This window comes from Streptomyces sp. NPDC003393 (assembly GCF_053589015.1).
In genome coordinates, this window is the sequence record NZ_JBSFRB010000057.1 from 13,317 (window position 1) to 29,549 (window position 16,233).

15 protein-coding genes are annotated in these 16,233 nt (G+C 72.4%); 8 read left to right on the forward strand and 7 right to left on the reverse strand.

Going from position 1 to position 16,233, the window contains the following annotated elements; genetic code table 11:
* Nucleotides 1-66 precede the first annotated feature (66 nt).
* Nucleotides 67-450: a hypothetical protein gene (locus ACWDUZ_RS35095; RefSeq protein WP_451635907.1), complete on the reverse strand. Its 384-nt coding sequence runs from the start codon at nt 448-450 to the stop codon at nt 67-69.
* On the opposite strand from ACWDUZ_RS35095, the gene ACWDUZ_RS35100 reads away from it, so the two are divergent.
* The gene (locus tag ACWDUZ_RS35100) at nt 383-1,516 is read left to right on the forward strand and encodes a hypothetical protein (protein WP_451635904.1); all 1,134 of its coding nucleotides are present in this window, start codon (nt 383-385) and stop codon (nt 1,514-1,516) included. The two genes, ACWDUZ_RS35095 and ACWDUZ_RS35100, sit on opposite strands and share 68 nt — an antisense overlap.
* Nucleotides 1,517-1,824: 308 nt before the next feature.
* On the forward strand, nt 1,825-2,751 hold the full coding sequence (locus ACWDUZ_RS35105; RefSeq protein ID WP_451635879.1) for a HipA family kinase: 927 nt from the start codon (nt 1,825-1,827) through the stop codon (nt 2,749-2,751).
* Nucleotides 2,752-2,816: 65 nt separating this feature from the next.
* On the opposite strand, the gene aceB is transcribed toward ACWDUZ_RS35105, so the two are convergent.
* Both aceB and ACWDUZ_RS35115 read right to left on the reverse strand, forming a co-directional pair.
* A complete protein-coding gene (aceB, locus tag ACWDUZ_RS35110; protein WP_451635880.1) occupies nt 2,817-4,442 on the reverse strand; it encodes a malate synthase A in 1,626 nt (541 codons plus the stop codon).
* Between the two features lie 222 nt (nt 4,443-4,664).
* Nucleotides 4,665-5,264 (reverse strand): nucleotidyltransferase family protein, encoded by a 600-nt coding sequence (locus tag ACWDUZ_RS35115; RefSeq protein WP_451635881.1) that lies wholly within the window; start codon nt 5,262-5,264, stop codon nt 4,665-4,667.
* 144 nt (nt 5,265-5,408) lie between these two features.
* Here ACWDUZ_RS35115 and ACWDUZ_RS35120 point away from each other — a divergent pair, with 144 nt between their 5' ends.
* A complete protein-coding gene (locus tag ACWDUZ_RS35120; RefSeq protein ID WP_451635882.1) occupies nt 5,409-5,723 on the forward strand; it encodes a DUF5955 family protein in 315 nt (104 codons plus the stop codon).
* Nucleotides 5,724-5,919: 196 nt separating this feature from the next.
* On the opposite strand, the gene ACWDUZ_RS35125 is transcribed toward ACWDUZ_RS35120, so the two are convergent.
* Nucleotides 5,920-6,720: an IclR family transcriptional regulator gene (locus tag ACWDUZ_RS35125; protein ID WP_451635883.1), complete on the reverse strand. Its 801-nt coding sequence runs from the start codon at nt 6,718-6,720 to the stop codon at nt 5,920-5,922.
* Between the two features lie 288 nt (nt 6,721-7,008).
* On the opposite strand from ACWDUZ_RS35125, the gene allB reads away from it, so the two are divergent.
* Both allB and alc read left to right on the forward strand, forming a co-directional pair.
* Complete coding sequence (allB, locus tag ACWDUZ_RS35130; protein ID WP_451635884.1) at nt 7,009-8,346, forward strand: allantoinase AllB; 1,338 nt, start codon at nt 7,009-7,011, stop codon at nt 8,344-8,346.
* 158 nt (nt 8,347-8,504) lie between these two features.
* Nucleotides 8,505-9,644 carry an allantoicase gene (gene alc, locus ACWDUZ_RS35135; protein WP_451635905.1) on the forward strand — a complete coding sequence of 380 codons (1,140 nt, stop codon included), beginning with the start codon at nt 8,505-8,507 and terminating at the stop codon, nt 9,642-9,644.
* A gap of 93 nt (nt 9,645-9,737) precedes the next feature.
* Here the strand turns inward: alc and ACWDUZ_RS35140 are convergent, their stop codons facing one another.
* Together ACWDUZ_RS35140 and ACWDUZ_RS35145 are read right to left on the reverse strand one after the other, a co-directional pair.
* Complete coding sequence (locus ACWDUZ_RS35140) at nt 9,738-10,487, reverse strand: SDR family oxidoreductase (RefSeq protein WP_451635885.1); 750 nt, start codon at nt 10,485-10,487, stop codon at nt 9,738-9,740.
* Nucleotides 10,488-10,615: 128 nt separating this feature from the next.
* Nucleotides 10,616-11,581 (reverse strand): NADPH:quinone reductase, encoded by a 966-nt coding sequence (locus ACWDUZ_RS35145; RefSeq protein ID WP_451635886.1) that lies wholly within the window; start codon nt 11,579-11,581, stop codon nt 10,616-10,618.
* A 269-nt stretch (nt 11,582-11,850) separates the two neighbouring features.
* Here ACWDUZ_RS35145 and ACWDUZ_RS35150 point away from each other — a divergent pair, with 269 nt between their 5' ends.
* Complete coding sequence (locus tag ACWDUZ_RS35150) at nt 11,851-13,032, forward strand: cytochrome P450 family protein (RefSeq protein WP_451635887.1); 1,182 nt, start codon at nt 11,851-11,853, stop codon at nt 13,030-13,032.
* Between the two features lie 94 nt (nt 13,033-13,126).
* Here the strand turns inward: ACWDUZ_RS35150 and ACWDUZ_RS35155 are convergent, their stop codons facing one another.
* Entirely contained in the window at nt 13,127-14,149 is a 1,023-nt protein-coding gene (locus tag ACWDUZ_RS35155; RefSeq protein ID WP_451635888.1) for a Gfo/Idh/MocA family protein, read from the reverse strand.
* Between the two features lie 117 nt (nt 14,150-14,266).
* On the opposite strand from ACWDUZ_RS35155, the gene ACWDUZ_RS35160 reads away from it, so the two are divergent.
* A complete protein-coding gene (locus ACWDUZ_RS35160) occupies nt 14,267-15,016 on the forward strand; it encodes a GntR family transcriptional regulator (protein ID WP_451635906.1) in 750 nt (249 codons plus the stop codon).
* Between the two features lie 207 nt (nt 15,017-15,223).
* Nucleotides 15,224-16,228: a sugar ABC transporter substrate-binding protein gene (locus ACWDUZ_RS35165; protein ID WP_451635889.1), complete on the forward strand. Its 1,005-nt coding sequence runs from the start codon at nt 15,224-15,226 to the stop codon at nt 16,226-16,228.
* The last annotated feature ends 5 nt before the right edge of the window (nt 16,229-16,233 follow it).

Here is a 16,233-nt window from a genome sequence, read left to right on the forward strand (position 1 = left end):
ACGGTGCCGCCCATCAGGGAGATTTCCGTGATCGTGTGAGAGTCCGCCTAATTTCGATTGCGCGTGTCACGGCGTCGTCGCAGATGGCATATGCGGTGTCCTCTCCATGTCTCCCTTGGCAGGCGAAGAGCGGAAGGTGTGGTGGTTGTCGGTGCGCAGGATGATGTTCTCGTCACTCGTCCTCGGGGCGGTGAGTCTCGGCCTGGCGTGTGAGCTGCAAGGGGCGGTGGCGGCGGTGCCGGCGTCGGTGGAGACGGCGCACGTGGAGGGCGCCGTCTCCACCGACGCGAAGAGCGATGCGTTGGGGGCGGCGGTTTCCGGGGTCGTCACGGCGAGAACGGGTTTGATCATCCGTGCTCGGCCGACCACGAAGTCCGCCGAGTTGGGGACGTATCGCCGGGGTGCGCGGATCAGCATCCTGTGCGAGTCGCCGGGCGAGAGCGCGGACATCGGCACTCCGTGGTACAGGCTCGCGAACCGCTCGGGGTGGGTGGCGGCTCGCTACGTCAAGGTGCTGGACCACGTGCGTCTGTGCGGGGAGCCGGGGATCCCGGGCCCCCAGGGTCCGGCCGGTCCCGCGGGTCCGCAGGGTGCCACGGGTCCTGAGGGTCCTCAGGGGTCGGCGGGTCCTGCGGGGCCGCAGGGTGAGACGGGCGCTACGGGGTCTGCGGGTCCTCAGGGTCAGTTGGGTGCTGCCGGTCCGCAAGGTGCCACCGGTGCTACAGGTCCTCAGGGTCAGACCGGTCCTGCGGGGCCGCAGGGTGAGACCGGTGCGACGGGCCCTGCCGGCCCTCAGGGCGCTACTGGTGCCACCGGTCCGCAGGGTCAGACGGGCGCGACTGGGCTTCAGGGAGATCCTGGAATCCCGGGGCCGCAGGGTGAGACGGGTCCTGCAGGTCCTCAGGGGGAGACGGGCGCTGTGGGTCCGCAGGGTGTCGTGGGGCCCCAGGGTGAGGCCGGTGCGACCGCTCCTGCGGGGCCGCAGGGTGCGACGGGCGCCGCCGGGTCGCAGGGCGAGACCGGTGCCACGGGTCCGCAGGGTGTGACGGGCGCCACGGGTCCGCAGGGTGTGACGGGCGCCACGGGTCCGCAGGGTGAAACCGGTGCGACGGGCGCCACGGGTCCGCAGGGCGAGACCGGGGCTATGGGTCCTCAAGGGGCTGAGGGGCCCCAGGGGACCACGGGTCCCGCCGGGCCGCAGGGTGCGACGGGGGCCAGCGGGCCGCAGGGCGACAGCGGCCCCGCCGGGCCACAGGGCCCCGCAGGCTCCAGCGACACCACTCCGGTGGTCGTGGACGGCACGCTGACGCCGGGGCAGACATCCGCCTTGGTCGCGGTCTGCCCGGCCGGGCAGACCGCGGTCGCGGGCGGTTGGTTCGGAGGCGACGAGGTCATCCCGGTGAACAACTACCAGAGCACGACCGTGACCCCCGACGACAGCTGGACCGTCAACTTCCACAACACCTCTGCCACACAGTCGTACCCCATCACCGCCATTGCCTACTGCGCGCCCTGACGGCCCAGCCGAGCCGAGGAGGCCGACTCCTCGCTGTGCCGCTGCGGACCGGCACCGAGTGCGGAGGCGGCCCCCGTGGCACGGGCGCTCCGTGGGCTGCCGTACGCGGTGACTATGCTCGCTTCAAGCCGGTGCCCGAAGGCACGGCGCAACCGCACACCGACGGGGTGCTCGAAAGGGAGTGAGCGGCATGCTGGTCGGAACTCCCCAGATGCTGCCCGGGGCTGACCGGATACGGATTCCTGGGCTGCACCGGTGTGGGGGCGATCGTGGGGAATAAGGCGCTGAGGACGCGCCGACCTGGCAAGATGTTGCGGGAGGTGACTGCCTCCCGCTATGTCGCCGCGCTGCACTCCGGAGGCTCCGTGCCCGGAGTCGTCGAGGCCGACGACCTCGGTACCTACGTCGTCAAGTTCACCGGCTCCGCGCAGGGCCGCAAGGCGCTGGTCGCCGAGGTGATCGTGGGGGAGCTGGCGCGTGCTCTCGGACTGCGCTTCCCCGAACTGGTCCTGATCCACTTCGACCCGGCGCTCGCCGCGCACGAACCGCACCACGAGGTGCGCGCCCTGCTCGACGCCAGCCACGGCGTCAACCTCGGCATGGACTATCTGCCGGGCGCCCGCGACTTCACCCCGGAGGTGGCGGAGACCTTCCCGGTGGATCCGCTGGAGGCCGGCCGGATCGTCTGGCTGGACGCGCTGACGGTGAACGTGGACCGGACCGTGCACAGCTCGAACCTGATGGTCTGGCCCATCCTCGGCGTCGCGCCCCCGCGTCTGTGGCTGATCGACCACGGCGCGGCCCTGGTCTTCCACCACCGCTGGGACACCTCGGCGCCGGAGAAGGCGTACGACTTCCGGCACCACGCCCTCGGCCGTTACGCCCCGGACGTCCGTGCGGCCGACGCCGAACTGGCGCCCAGGGTGACGCGCGAGTTGCTGGAGGAGATCCTCGCGGAGGTGCCGGACGCCTGGCTCGCCGAGGAACCCGCCTTCGCATGCCCGGGCGAGGCCAGAGCCGCCTACGCCGACTATCTCGCCGCGCGGGTGGCGGCCTCGGCGGCCTGGCTGCCCACCGACTTCCCCAGCCGTGAGGAGCTGGCCGCGGAGGAGGCGTCGCGCGCGGCGAAGACGCGGCGTGGCCGGCCGAACTGGCTCAAGCGGGTCCCGGACCTGCACGGCAGACCGCCCGCCGAACAGGACTGGTCGGCACACCTGGGGTCACAGCAGTCCTGACGCGTGGGGCCGGGACGCGTGGGTGGCCCCGGACGTCGCCGGGGCCACCCGAAGGTGCGCGGGCCTCACCCCTGGAGCTGCTCGTACGCCGGCAACGTCAGGAAGTCGGCGTAGTCCTCGTCGAGCGACACTTTCAGCAGCAGGTCGTGGGCCTGCTGCCAGTGCCCGGCCGCGAAGGCCTCCTCGCCGATCTCCGCGCGGATGTTCACCAGCTCCCCGGCGGCGACCTTCCGGGCCAGCTCGGGAGTGGCCTTCTCGCCGTTCTCGAACTCGACGCCGGCGTTGATCCACTGCCAGATCTGCGAGCGGGAGATCTCGGCGGTGGCCGCGTCCTCCATGAGGTTGAAGATGGCGACCGCGCCCAGGCCGCGCAGCCAGGCCTCGATGTAACGGATGCCGACCTGGACGGCGTTGACCAGGCCGCCGTAGGTGGGCTTGGCGTCCAGCGAGTCGATCGCGATGAGGTCCTCGGCCCGGACGTGCACGTCCTCGCGCAGCCGGTCCTTCTGGTTCGGCTTGTCGCCGAGCACCCTGTCGAAGGACTCCATGGCGAGGGGCACCAGGTCGGGGTGGGCGACCCAGGAGCCGTCGAAACCGTCGTTCGCCTCGCGGTCCTTGTCGGCACGGACCTTCTCGAAGGCCACCTTGTTGACCTCGGCGTCGCGGCGGGAGGGGATGAAGGCCGCCATGCCGCCGATCGCGTGCGCGCCGCGCTTGTGGCAGGTGCGCACCAGGAGTTCGGTGTACGCGCGCATGAAGGGGGCGGTCATCGTGACGGCGTTGCGGTCCGGCAGCACGAACTTCTCCCCGCCGTCACGGAAGTTCTTGACGATGGAGAACAGGTAGTCCCAGCGGCCGGCGTTCAGGCCGGAGGCGTGGTCGCGCAGTTCGTAGAGGATCTCCTCCATCTCGTACGCGGCCGTGATCGTCTCGATCAGGACGGTGGCGCGGATCGTGCCCTGGGGGACGCCGACGTGGTCCTGGGCGAAGACGAAGATCTCGTTCCAGAGCCGGGCCTCCAGGTGCGACTCCGTCTTCGGCAGATAGAAGTACGGACCCTTGCCGAGGTCCAGCAGGCGCTGGGCGTTGTGGAAGAAGTACAGGCCGAAGTCGACGAGGGCGCCGGGAACCTGCTTGCCGTCGGCGTCGACCAGATGGCGCTCGTTCAGGTGCCAGCCGCGCGGGCGCATGACGACCGTGGCGAGCTCCTCGGCCGGGCGCAGGGCGTAGGACTTCCCCGACGCGGGGTCGGTGAAGTCGATGTTCCGGGTGTAGGCGTCGATCAGATTCAGCTGGCCGAGGACGACGTTCTCCCAGGTCGGGGCGGAGGCGTCCTCGAAGTCGGCGAGCCAGACCCGCGCGCCCGAGTTGAGCGCGTTGATGGTCATCTTGCGGTCGGTGGGACCGGTGATCTCGACCCGCCGGTCGTTCAGAGCCGCCGGGGCCGGCGCGACCCTCCAGGAGTCGTCCGCGCGGATCGCGGCGGTCTCGGAGAGGAAGTCGAGGGTGGAGGTGCGGGCGATCTCGGCGCGGCGCTCGGCACGGCGGGCGAGGAGCTCGTCGCGTCGCGGCGTGAACCGCCGGTGCAGCTCCGCCACGAAGGCGAGCGCCGCGTCGGAAAGGACCTCTTCCTGCCGGGGCAGGGGCTCGGCATCGACGATGGCCAGCGAGGACGGCGCTGGAGCGGACATGAGCTGTCACTTCCTTCGGAGGAACTTCTTCAGCGAACGACGTGCAGCACCACCATGCCGTGGCACTGGATGCCAATCGGCACGAATGGGGTGTACGGCGCCCGCGGATCGACCAGGCGCTTCTGAACAGTGGATACTAGTTTCCTCATGGTGGAAGTTCAATGGTTTGTTGATGTCGAGAATCTCCGGGTCGAGGCAAGGTGGCGCTCGGTGCCACCGTGCTCACTGGAGGTGCCCCAGATCCGCTTCGGTGTCGATGTCGTACGGCCGCGCCACGTCCCCGCACTCCACCAGGGTGAGCGCGTCCGCGTGCTCCTTGAGGTAGGCGCGTGCCCCCCGGTCCCCGGTGGCACTCGCCGCGATGCCCGCCCAGTGATCCGCGCCGAGCAGGACGGGATGGCCGCGCACACCGTCGTACGCCCCGGAGGCAAGCGACGTCCCGCCCCGGTACGCGGCCAGGATCCGCGCCGCCGCTTCCGCCGTGATCCCCGGCTGGTCGACGAGCGAGACCAGCGCCGCCCGGGCGCCCGTACCCGAGAGGGACTCCAGTCCGGCCCGGAGCGAGGAGCCCATGCCCTGTTCCCAGTCCGGGTTGTCCACCAGGACGCAGCCGCCGAACCGGGCCCGCCGCCGTACGTCGTCCGCCCCCGCGCCGAGGACCACATGGACGCGCGCGCACCCGGCCGAGCGCAGAACCTCGACCGCGTGCTCCACCAGGGGCCGGCCCCGGTGGACCAGCAGTGCCTTGGGCCGGCCGCCGAGCCGCCGCCCGCCGCCGGCGGCCAGCACCAGACCGGCGACCTCGTCATCCGTACGTGTCATGGGTCCTGCATACCTGACGGATCGTCGGCCGTACCGTCCGACGAGGGCTGAATTTCGGTCCGCGCGCTGGCGCACTGCGCCCCGGGTGGCGTTTACTGGCCCGGGTCCGGGGACTGCGCACGACGGTGTGCGAGGGGGAGGACTGTGTTGCGGAGCTTGGAACAGACGCCGGTGACCGGCAGCGGTGAAGACCCGAGAGTGGCGGAGCTGCGTGCCGCCGTGTCCCGCTTACGGCGTGAACTGGCCGCCCATCCCGTCGAGTTCCCCGACCGCGCCATAGCCGAGGACGAACTCGCCGCCCTCGCCGCGATGGCCGCCCACGGCATCCCCGAGCTTCCCCGGCTGCGCCGCTCCCTGCTGCTGATCGCCGGATCGATCGGTTCGGTCAGCGCCCTGGCTCGTGGCCTGTCGGAGGTCCGGGCGGCGGTGGACCTGTTCGGGCAGCCGCCGCGGGACTGACCGCACGCACCGGCACGCGGACAGCGCCCGCGCTTTCAGGGCCTGTTTCGGGACAGCCGGTGCCCACGCGCTCTCGAGGCCGGCACGGGCGGCAGGCGCCCGTGCCCACGGCCGGGTGCCGGGCGGTCGACGCCCGCGCCCTTCACGGCCTACCGCCCCGGACGGGCCCAGGCGGAAAGGCCGCCGCCCGGCCGGCTCAGCTCGTCGGACCGGAGCTGGCCAGGGACTGGGAGAGTTCCTTCGCCACCTGCTGGAGCACCGGGACGATCCGCTCCTTCGCGGCCTCGGTGACACGGCCCGCCGGGCCGGAGATGGAGATCGCCGCGGATGTGGGGGAGTCGGGGACGGTGACCGCGATGCACCGGACTCCTATCTCCTGCTCGTTGTCGTCCATGGCGTAACCGAGCCGCCGTACGTCCTCCAGTGCCGCCAGGAAGTCGTCCGGAGTGGTGATCGTCTTCTCGGTGGCGGCGGGCATGCCCGTACGGGCGAGCAGGGCGCGCACCTCGTCGGCCGGGGTGTTGGCGAGCAGCGCCTTGCCCACCCCCGTGGAGTGCGGCAGCACGCGCCGGCCGACCTCGGTGAACATGCGCATCGAGTGTTTGGACGGCACCTGTGCCACGTACACGATCTCGTCGCCGTCCAGCAGGGCCATGTTCGCCGTCTCGCCGGTCTCGTCGACCAGGCGGGCGAGGTAGGGGCGGGCCCAGGTGCCCAGCAGCCGGGAGGCGGATTCGCCCAGGCGGATCAGCCGGGGGCCGAGCGCGTACCGCCGGTTCGGCTGCTGGCGGACGTATCCGCAGGCGACGAGGGTCCGCATCAGGCGGTGGATGGTGGGCAGCGGCAGTCCGCTGCTCGCGGAGAGCTCACTGAGACCGACCTCGCCGCCCGAGTCGGCCATCCGCTCCAGCAGATCGAAGGCGCGCTCGAGGGACTGGACGCCGCCGCTGGCGGAGGACTTGGCGGAGTCGGAGGTGCTGGCGCTGGACGTCGGCACGGCGCGTTCCTTTCGAGGCTGGCAGGAAGGGCCAAAGCCTACCCGGGGCCCGGTTGGCTCCCCGCCTGTACGGAACTACGTTCTGTCAGTCGGAATTCTAATTCCGCTTTGTGGAAACGTCCAGACCGTGCCCGGCGAGCCGCCGTTCGGCAGTGTGCCCCTTGACGGGGTCGCGGCGGGAGCGAAGACTCCTTCAACAGAACGTTGAAGTCCATGACGTGGGGTTCCATCCTCGTACATCCAGTTTCCGTTGCGCGGAAGTGCAAACAGTCGCAGAGAGGGGTCCGGGTGTCCGACGCTGAACTGGTGCTGCGCTCGACGCGCGTCGTCACGCCCGACGGGACGCGCGCCGCCTCGGTCGCGGTCGCCGACGGCACCATCACGGCCGTACTGCCCCACGACGTGGACGTACCCGCGGGGGGCCGCCTGGAGGACTTCGGCGACGACGCCCTGCTGCCCGGCCTGGTCGACACCCATGTGCACGTCAACGACCCGGGCCGCACCGAGTGGGAGGGCTTCTGGACCGCCACGCGGGCGGCGGCGGCCGGCGGCATCACCACCCTCATCGACATGCCGCTCAACTCCCTGCCGCCCACCACCACGGTGGACAACCTGCGCGTCAAGAGGGACGTGGCCCGCGACAAGGCCCACATCGACGTCGGCTTCTGGGGCGGAGCCCTGCCCGGCAACGTCAAGGACCTGCGTCCGCTGCACGACGCCGGCGTCTTCGGCTTCAAGGCGTTCCTCTCGCCCTCGGGCGTGGACGAGTTCCCGCACCTCGGCCAGGACCAGCTGGCCTGCTCGCTCGCCGAGATATCCGGTTTCGGCGGTCTGCTGATCGTGCACGCCGAGGACCCGCACCACCTCGCGGCCGCCCCACAGCACGGCGGCCCCCGGTACACCGACTTCCTCGCCTCCCGCCCGCGCGACGCCGAGGACAGCGCCATCGCCGCCCTGATCGCCGAGGCCGGACGGTTGAACGCACGCGTCCACGTGCTGCACCTCTCCTCCGGTGACGCGTTGCCGCTGATCGCCGAGGCCAGGGCACAGGGCGTGCGGATCACGGTCGAGACCTGCCCGCACTACCTGACCCTGAGCGCCGAGGAGGTCCCGGACGGGGCCAGCGAGTTCAAGTGCTGCCCGCCCATCCGCGAGGCCGCCAACCGGGACCTGCTCTGGCAGGCGCTGGCCGACGGCACCATCGACTGCGTGGTCACCGACCACTCGCCCTCCACCGCCGACCTGAAGACCGACGACTTCGCCACCGCCTGGGGCGGCATCTCCTCGCTCCAACTCAGCCTGTCCGCCGTCTGGACCGAGGCCCGCCGACGCGGCCACGGCCTGGAGGACGTGGTGCGCTGGATGTCGGAGCGGACCGCACGACTGGCGGGCCTCGACGCCCGCAAGGGCGCCATCGCACCCGGCCGCGACGCCGACTTCGCGGTCCTCGCGCCCGAGGCGACCTTCACCGTGGATCCGGCGGCCCTCCAGCACCGCAACCGCATCACGGCCTACGCGGGCAGGACGCTCGGCGGAGTCGTGCGGTCCACCTGGCTGCGCGGCGAGCGGATCTGGGCGGACGGCGAGTTCACCGAGCCGAAGGGCCGCCTCCTCGACCGGCCCTGACGGAACCTGCCCGGCTTCACGGGAGAGCCTGGAGCTGAGGGACCCCGCCCGGCCCGGACGAGGCCCGTCCGGGCCGACGGGCCTGCCCGGACCTGGCCGGACATCCACGCCTCCCGGCCTCCTCTCCGCACCGGCCCCCACCGAACCGAAAGGAAGACCTGATCACCGTGACGGCGCTGCATCAATCCAGTTGGGCGAGGTTCACCGGCGACGCGAACCCCTACGGAGGCGGTGACCCGTACGCGGACTACCGCACCGCCGACTTCCCCTTCACCCGGCACGCCGACCTCGCCGACCGGCGGCTCGGCGCCGGTGTCATCGCAGCCAACGACGAGTTCTTCGCCCAGCGCGAGAACCTGCTGGTGCCCGAACGCGCCGAGTTCGACCCCGAGCATTTCGGGCACAAGGGCAAGATCATGGACGGCTGGGAGACCCGGCGGCGGCGCGGTGCCTCCGCCGACCGCCCCTGGCCCACCGAGGACGACCACGACTGGGCGCTGATCCGGCTCGGCGCGCCGGGCGTCGTGCGCGGCATCGTCGTCGACACGGCCCACTTCCGCGGCAACTACCCGGAGGCGGTGTCCGTCGAGGGCACCTCGATGGCAGGCTCCCCGTCGCCGGAGGAACTGCTGTCCGACGACGTCAAGTGGACGACTCTGGTGCCGCGCACCGCCGTCGGCGGCCACGCGGCCAACGGCTTCGCGGTCGATGTCGAACGGCGCTTCACCCATCTGCGCCTCAAGCAGCACCCCGACGGGGGTATCGCCCGGCTGCGGGTGCACGGCGAGGTGGTCCCGGACCCGAAGTGGCTGGCGGCGCTCGGCACCTTCGACGTGGTCGCCCTGGAGAACGGCGGCCGGGTCGAGGACGCCTCCAACCTCTTCTACTCGCCGGCCACCAACACCATCCAGCCCGGCCGCTCCCGCAAGATGGACGACGGCTGGGAGACCCGGCGCCGGCGCGACCGGGGCAACGACTGGATCCGCTACCGGCTGGCCGCCCGGTCGGAGATCCGTGCCGTCGAGATCGACACCGCCTACCTCAAGGGCAACAGCGCGGGCTGGGCGTCGGTCTCCGTGAAGGACGGCGAGAACGGCGAGTGGGCGGAGATCCTCCCGCGCACCCGCCTCCAGCCCGACACCGACCACCGCTTCGTGCTGCCCGCGCCGGCCGTCGGCACGCACGCGCGCGTGGACATCTTCCCGGACGGAGGCATCTCCCGCCTGCGCCTCTTCGGCACCCTCACCCAGGAGGGCGCGGCCCACCTCGAGGCCCGCCACCAGGAACTGGGCGGCTGACCTCCCGCCCGCGCAGGTCCATGCGGTCCGTCCGGACTCGCGGGGCGCACCGGCCTGACAGCACCGGTGTGCCCCGCGATGCCTGCCGTCCGGTCAGGCAGCGTGGCCGCCGTCCACCGCGAACTCGGCTCCGGTGACGTAGGCGGCCTCGGCGCTCGCGAGGTACGCCACCGTGGACGCCACCTCGGCGGTGGTGCCGAAGCGGCCCAGTGCCGTCATCTGCGCCTGGCCGGGGGCGTGGGGGCCGTCGGCGGGGTTCATGCCGGTGTCGATCGGACCGGGGTGCACGAGGTTCGCCGTGATCCCGCGCGGCCCGAGTTCACGGGCGAGCGCCTTGGTCAGACCGATCAGGGCCGCCTTGCTGGTGGCGTAGAGGGTTCCGCCGGGCCCGGGGACGCGCTGGGTCATGCAGGTGCCGATGGTGACGATCCGGCCGCCGCGCCCCATGCGGGAGGCGGCCGCCTGGCAGGCCAGGAACACCGCGCGCACATTGACGGCGAGCACCCGGTCGACGTCGGCGACCGTCAGTGACTCCACCGGCCCGAGCAGGCCGATGCCCGCGTTGTTCACCAGCACGTCCAGCCCGCCCAGTTCGTCCACCGTACGGCCCACGGCCCCCGCCGCCTCCCGGGGATCGGCCGCGTCCGCCCGCAGGGCCGCGGCCCTCCGTCCGAGCCGCTCCATGGCCCGTACGACGTCCTCCGCCGCCTCCTTTCCGTTCACGTAGGTGATGGCCACGTCGTGGCCCTCGCGTGCGAGGCGTACCGCCGTCGCCGCGCCGATGCCACGGCTGCCGCCGGTCACAAGAGCCACTGTGCCGTTCGTCCGCGCTGAAGAAGTCATGCCCCCATCCCAGCGGCGGGGCGGCGCGGACACTGGCGGCGGACGGACACCGACGTCGGCAAGCTCGTCCTCACCGGCTTCGTCGCCCTCGGCAAGGCAGGCGGCAGCGGACGGGCAGCCGGGAACCGTCAGGGATGAAGGACCACGCGTCGGCCGTGCAGCTCTCCCCGCTCCAGACGGCGGTGGACGTCCGCCGCCTCGCGCATGGGGCGGTGCTCGACCGACCGGGGGCGCAGGCCGCCCGCCGTCAGCAACTCGTCGATCGCCGCCGCGGCCTCGGCGAGTTCCGCGACCGTCGCGTGGGAGATGACGAAGCCGCGCAGCGACCCGTCCTTCATGTACAGCGGGCCGACCGGCAGCACCGGCTCGGCCCCGGGGCCGGCCATGAGGACGATCCGCCCGCGTCGCGCGAGCAGGCCGACGGCGGCCCTGAGGTCGTGGTGGCCGGAGGTGTCGACATGGACGTCCACGCCGTCGGGCGCCAGCGCCGCCAGCCGCTCGGTCAGTCCGGAGTCGCGGTAGTCCACCACCTCGGCCGCCCCGAGGGACCGTACGTGGTCGTGGTCACGTGGCGCGGCCGTCGCGAGCACCCGCGCCCCCGCCCGCGCCGCGAGCTCCACCAGCGCACCGCCCACGTTGCCGCCCGCGCCGCCGACGAGCACCGTCTCGCCCGGGCGCAGCCCGCCGTGCGTGTGGAGCGCCAGATGGGCGGTGGCGGCGGGATGGAACACGGCCACCGCCTCCTCCGGGCGTACCCCGGCCGGCAGCCGGTAGAGGCGGTCGGCGGGCACCACGGCCTGCTCGGCGGTCGCGCCCTGCCGGCCGTCGTGGCCGAGACTGTCGCACCACACCGTCTCGCCCGCGGCGAAGCCGCACCCCGGTGAGGCGACGGTGCCCACGAGATCGCGCCCGATGACGAAGGGCATCGGCACCGGCGTACGGAACACCCCGGAGCGGACGAGGGCGTCCACCGGATCGACCGTGGTCACCAGCACGTCCACCAGCACTTCTCCGGGGCCCGGCACGGGTGCGGGCAGCTCTCCCCAGCGGATGACGTCGGGTGGACCCAGTCGCTCGATGTACGCGGCACGCATGATCGATCATTGTCCCACCGGTCGGGCGGGTGCGCGGCCCACGCCGACGGGCGGTGCGTCGGGGGGCGGCGAGCCGGCCTGTCGGCGGATCGGCCGGGTCTCGTGCGTCCCGGCCGAACTCGACCCGGGCGAACGGGTGGACGGCGCGCTGCTCGCCCACAGGCCGGGAGCGTCGAGGACGATGTGCTCCCGGGTCCCGGGCACTCGGCGACGGTGCCGTGCGTTGGCTCCTCAGGGGGGAGCCGCTCGTGCTCCGGAGGAGAGGGGTCATGGCGGACGTGATCGACCTGACCGAGTACGGGCAGCGGTTCCGCGAGGACCCGCACCCGGTCTACGCGCGACTGCGCGAACTCGGCCCCGTCCACTGGGTACGGCTGCCACCGCCCGAGGGCTACGACACCTGGCTCGTCGTCGGACACGAAGAGGCGCGCACCGCACTCGCCGACCCGAGGCTGGCCAAGGACGTCGGCGGGGTGGACGTGACGGCGGTCGAGGAGCAGGCGATCGGCAAGCACCTGCTGATCACCGACCCGCCGCAGCACACGCGACTGCGCTCGCTCGTGACGCGCGCGTTCACCGCCCGCCGGGTCGAGGCGCTGCGGCCCCGGGTGCAGCAGATCACCGACGAGCTGCTGGAGGCGATGCTGCCGCGCGGACGCGCCGACCTCGTGGAGGCCTTCGCGTACCCGCTGCCGATCACGGTCATCTGCGAGCTGCTCGGTGTGCCGGAGATCGACCGCGCCGCGTTCCGCGAGATGTCCAACGAGGTGGTCGCGCCGACCAGCGAGGAGGCGAACCTGCGGGCCGTGGAGCGGCTCGGCGCCTATCTCAGCGCGCTGATCGAGGACAAGCGGTGCGCCGGCCCGGCCGACGACCTGCTCAGCGACCTGATCCGCACCACCGCCGAGGACGGTGACCGGCTCTCCCCCGGGGAGCTGCGCGGCATGGCCTTCCTGCTGCTGATCGCGGGCCACGAGACCACGGTCAACCTCATCACCAACAGCGTGCACGCCCTGCTCACCCATCCCGACCAGCTCGCCGCACTGCGCGCCGACGCCGATCTCGTCGACGGCGCCGTCGAGGAGACGCTGCGCCACGAGGGACCGGTGGAGAACGCCACGTTCCGCTACGCGGCCGAGCCGCTGCACATCGCCGGCACCGCCATCGCGCGGGGCGAGCCCGTGATGATCGGCCTCACCGCGGCCGGCCGGGACGGCAGCCGCTTCCCCGCCCCGGACCGCTTCGACATCCACCGTGACACCCGCGGCCACCTCGCCTTCGGCCACGGCATGCACTACTGCCTCGGCGCCCCCCTGGCTCGCCTGGAGGCCCGCACCGCGCTGCGCAGCCTCCTGCACCGCACCCCCGGCCTCGCCCTCGACGGCCCGCCGGGCGAGTGGCTGCCGGGCATGCTGATCCGCGGCGTGCGCAGCCTGCCGGTCCGCTGGTAGCCACGGCCGGCCGGTCGTCCCCGCGGGCCGTCGTCGGGCGCCGGCCCGGCGCCGAGTGTCGGTGGCCCACAGGTCCTGGCGTGCGGTGCGGCGGCTACCCGGACCAGGCCCGGGCCCCTCCGGCGATCTCCGTGAGGCCGACCGCGCGGTGCTCGTGGCGGGACAGTTCGCAGGCCTCGGCGATGCGCAGGGCCTGGAGGGCCTCGCGTCCGTCGCACGGGTTGGGCCGTTCGCCGCGCACCAGTTCGACGAAGGCGTACAGCTCGGCCTCGTAGGCCGCGCCGAAGCGCTCCAGGAACCCGGTCCACGGCTTGTCCGCGGCCGGCGGCCCGGTCGGTTCGGTGGACGCGATGGGCGTACGGTCGTCGAGGCCGACCACGATCTGGTCCAGCTCCCCGGCCAGTTCCATGCGGACGTCGTAGCCCGCGCCGTTCAGCCGGGTCGCCGTGGCCGTGGCGAGAGTGCCGTCGTCGAGGGTCAGCAAAGCCGCGCAGGTGTCGACGTCGCCGGCCTCCCGGAACATCGCGGGCCCGGCGTCGGACCCGGTCGCGTACACGTCCACCACCTCACGTCCCGTCACCCAGCGCAGGACGTCGAAGTCATGGATCAGCGTGTCCCGGAACAGGCCGCCGGACAGCGGCAGCCACGCCGCGGCCGGCGGTGCCTGGTCCGAGGTCAGCGCGCGGACGGTGTGCAGCCGGCCGAGCCGGCCCGAGCGCACCGCCTCCCGGGCGCCGGCGTAGCCCGCGTCGAAGCGCCGCTGGAAACCCATCTGGAGGATCGTCCCGGCCGCCTCGACCTCGGCGAGGGCGTGCAGCGTGCCCGGCAGGTCCAGAGCGATCGGCTTCTCGCAGAACACCGGGAGTCCCGAACGTGCCGCGCGGCCGATCAGTTCGGCGTGCGCCGAGGTGGCGGTGGTGATCACCACGGCGTCCACGCCCCAGGTGAAGATCTCGTCGACCCCGGGGGCCGCCGTCTCGCCCAGCCGGTGGGCCAGCGCCTGCGCCCGCGCCGGGTCGGCGTCCGTGAGGATCAGTGAGCCGACGTCGCGATGACGGCTGAGCGTGTTCGCATGGACGGCGCCGATGCGGCCCGTACCGATGACCCCGATGCGCATGGAAACAAGGTGGGGGCGGACCCGGTCACCTGTCAATCTCCATGTCCGGACAATCTGACTACACGACTTCCCGTCAACCGGCCACCGGGCTACGCTCGGCCCGTGCCGAAACCAGTCGTGGACCCCACCGCCGCGCTCGACCTCCGCGTGGACCGGAGCTCGCCGGTGCCGTTGTACTTCCAGCTGGCGCAGCAACTGGAGGCGGCGATCGAGCACGGCGCCCTCACCCCCGGCAGCCTGCTGGGCAACGAGATCGAGCTCGCCGCGCGGCTCGGCCTGTCCCGACCCACCGTCCGGCAGGCCATCCAGTCGCTCGTCGACAAGGGCCTGCTGGTGCGCCGCCGCGGTGTCGGCACCCAGGTCGTGCACAGCCAGGTCAAGCGCCCACTGGAGCTGAGCAGCCTCTACGACGATCTGGAGGCGGCCGGGCAGCGGCCGGCGACCACGGTCCTGGTCAACACGGTCGTCCCGGCCTCCGCCGAGGTCGCCGCGGCCCTCGGGGTGGCCGAGGGCGGCGAGGTGCACCGCATCGAGCGGCTCCGGCTCGCGCACGGCGAGCCGATGGCATACCTGGTCAACCACCTCCCCCTCGGCCTGCTCGACCTGGACACCAATCAGCTGGAGGCCACCGGCCTGTACCGGCTGATGCGCTCCGCCGGGATCACCCTCCACAGCGCCCGCCAGTCCATCGGCGCCCGCGCCGCCACCCGCGACGAGGCCGAGCGGCTCGGCGAGGAGGAGGGCGCCGCCCTGCTCACCATGCAGCGCACCACGTTCGACGACACCGGCCGCGCCGTGGAGTTCGGCAGCCACACCTACCGGCCCTCCCGCTACTCCTTCGAGTTCCAGCTGCTCGTACGGTCCTGAGCGGCGCCGCCCGGCCCCCTGCGCCCGCGTGGTTTCCGCGCCTCTCGCGTGCGTGGCTTCGTCGCGTTGTCCGGACAATGTGTCCGCGCTTCGCCCCCCGCCCGTCCGTTCCGTCGCACCCGTGTCCGATAATGGGACGTTCGGGGCTGATGGGATCGCCGTCAGCCCCGTGCCTACGTTCGAACACGGCAAGAAGGGCACGGCCTCGTGGCACGCTTTCCAACCTGGGTGGGCATCGCGCTGGCAGGGGCACTGTCGCTGTCCCTCGCGGGATGCAGCAGCACCGGCGGCAAACGGGCGGAGGACGCCCGCAAGGCCGCGGCGGCCCAGGGAAGGGCGGCGGTGAACACCCCCCGCTGGACCTTCGCGATGATCACCCACTCCGGTGACGGCGACACCTTCTGGGACATCGTGCAGAGCGGTGCCAAGCAGGCCGCCCTCAAGGACAACATCAACTTCCTGTACTCGCACGACGACGAGGCCCAGCAGCAGGCGCAGCTCGTCGACGCGGCCGTGGACAAGAAGGTCGACGGCATCATCGTCACGCTGGCCAAACCCGACGCGTTGAAGGCGGCGCTGGCGCGCGCCGAGAGGGCGGGCATCCCGGTCATCACGGTGAACTCCGGGTCGGCCCGGTCCAAGGCGTTCGGCGCGCTCACCCACGTCGGCCAGGACGAGACCGTGGCCGGCCAGGCCGTGGGCGAGGAGCTGACCCGGCGCGGCAGGAAGAGGGCCCTGTGCGTCCTGCACGAGCAGGGCAACGTCGGCCACGAGCAGCGCTGCGCCGGCGTGGCGAAGACGTTCTCCGGCACGGTCGAGAACCTCTACGTCAACGGCACCAACATGCCGGACGTGCAGTCCGCGATCGAGGCCAAGCTCCAGGCCGACAAGTCCGTCGACGCGGTCGTCACCCTCGGCGCGCCGTACGCGGACACCGCCGTCAAGGCCAGGACGGACGCGGACAGCACGGCGGAGGTCGACACCTTCGACCTCAACGCCAAGGTCGCCGCCGAGCTCGAGGACGGCACGCTCGGCTTCGCCGTCGACCAGCAGCCGTACCTCCAGGGCTACCAGGCCGTCGACCTGCTGTGGCTGTACAAGTACAACGGCGACGTCCTCGGCGGCGGCAGGCCGGTGCTCACCGGCCCGCAGATCGTCACCAAGGACCAGGCCGCCGCGCTCGAGGAGTACACGAAGCGGGGCACCCGATGAGCGCG

Bases quoted from the DNA above. Each gene is read 5' to 3' on its own strand.
- ACWDUZ_RS35140 (WP_451635885.1), bottom strand. From the start codon at position 10,487: ATGACTTCTTCAGCGCGGACGAACGGCACAGTGGCTCTTGTGACCGGC.
- ACWDUZ_RS35105 (WP_451635879.1), top strand. From the start codon at position 1,825: ATGTTGCGGGAGGTGACTGCCTCCCGCTATGTCGCCGCGCTGCACTCC.
- aceB (WP_451635880.1), bottom strand. From the start codon at position 4,442: ATGTCCGCTCCAGCGCCGTCCTCGCTGGCCATCGTCGATGCCGAGCCC.
- ACWDUZ_RS35115 (WP_451635881.1), bottom strand. From the start codon at position 5,264: ATGACACGTACGGATGACGAGGTCGCCGGTCTGGTGCTGGCCGCCGGC.
- ACWDUZ_RS35095 (WP_451635907.1), bottom strand. From the start codon at position 450: ATGTCCGCGCTCTCGCCCGGCGACTCGCACAGGATGCTGATCCGCGCA.
- ACWDUZ_RS35150 (WP_451635887.1), top strand. From the start codon at position 11,851: ATGGCGGACGTGATCGACCTGACCGAGTACGGGCAGCGGTTCCGCGAG.
- ACWDUZ_RS35155 (WP_451635888.1), bottom strand. From the start codon at position 14,149: ATGCGCATCGGGGTCATCGGTACGGGCCGCATCGGCGCCGTCCATGCG.
- ACWDUZ_RS35145 (WP_451635886.1), bottom strand. From the start codon at position 11,581: ATGCGTGCCGCGTACATCGAGCGACTGGGTCCACCCGACGTCATCCGC.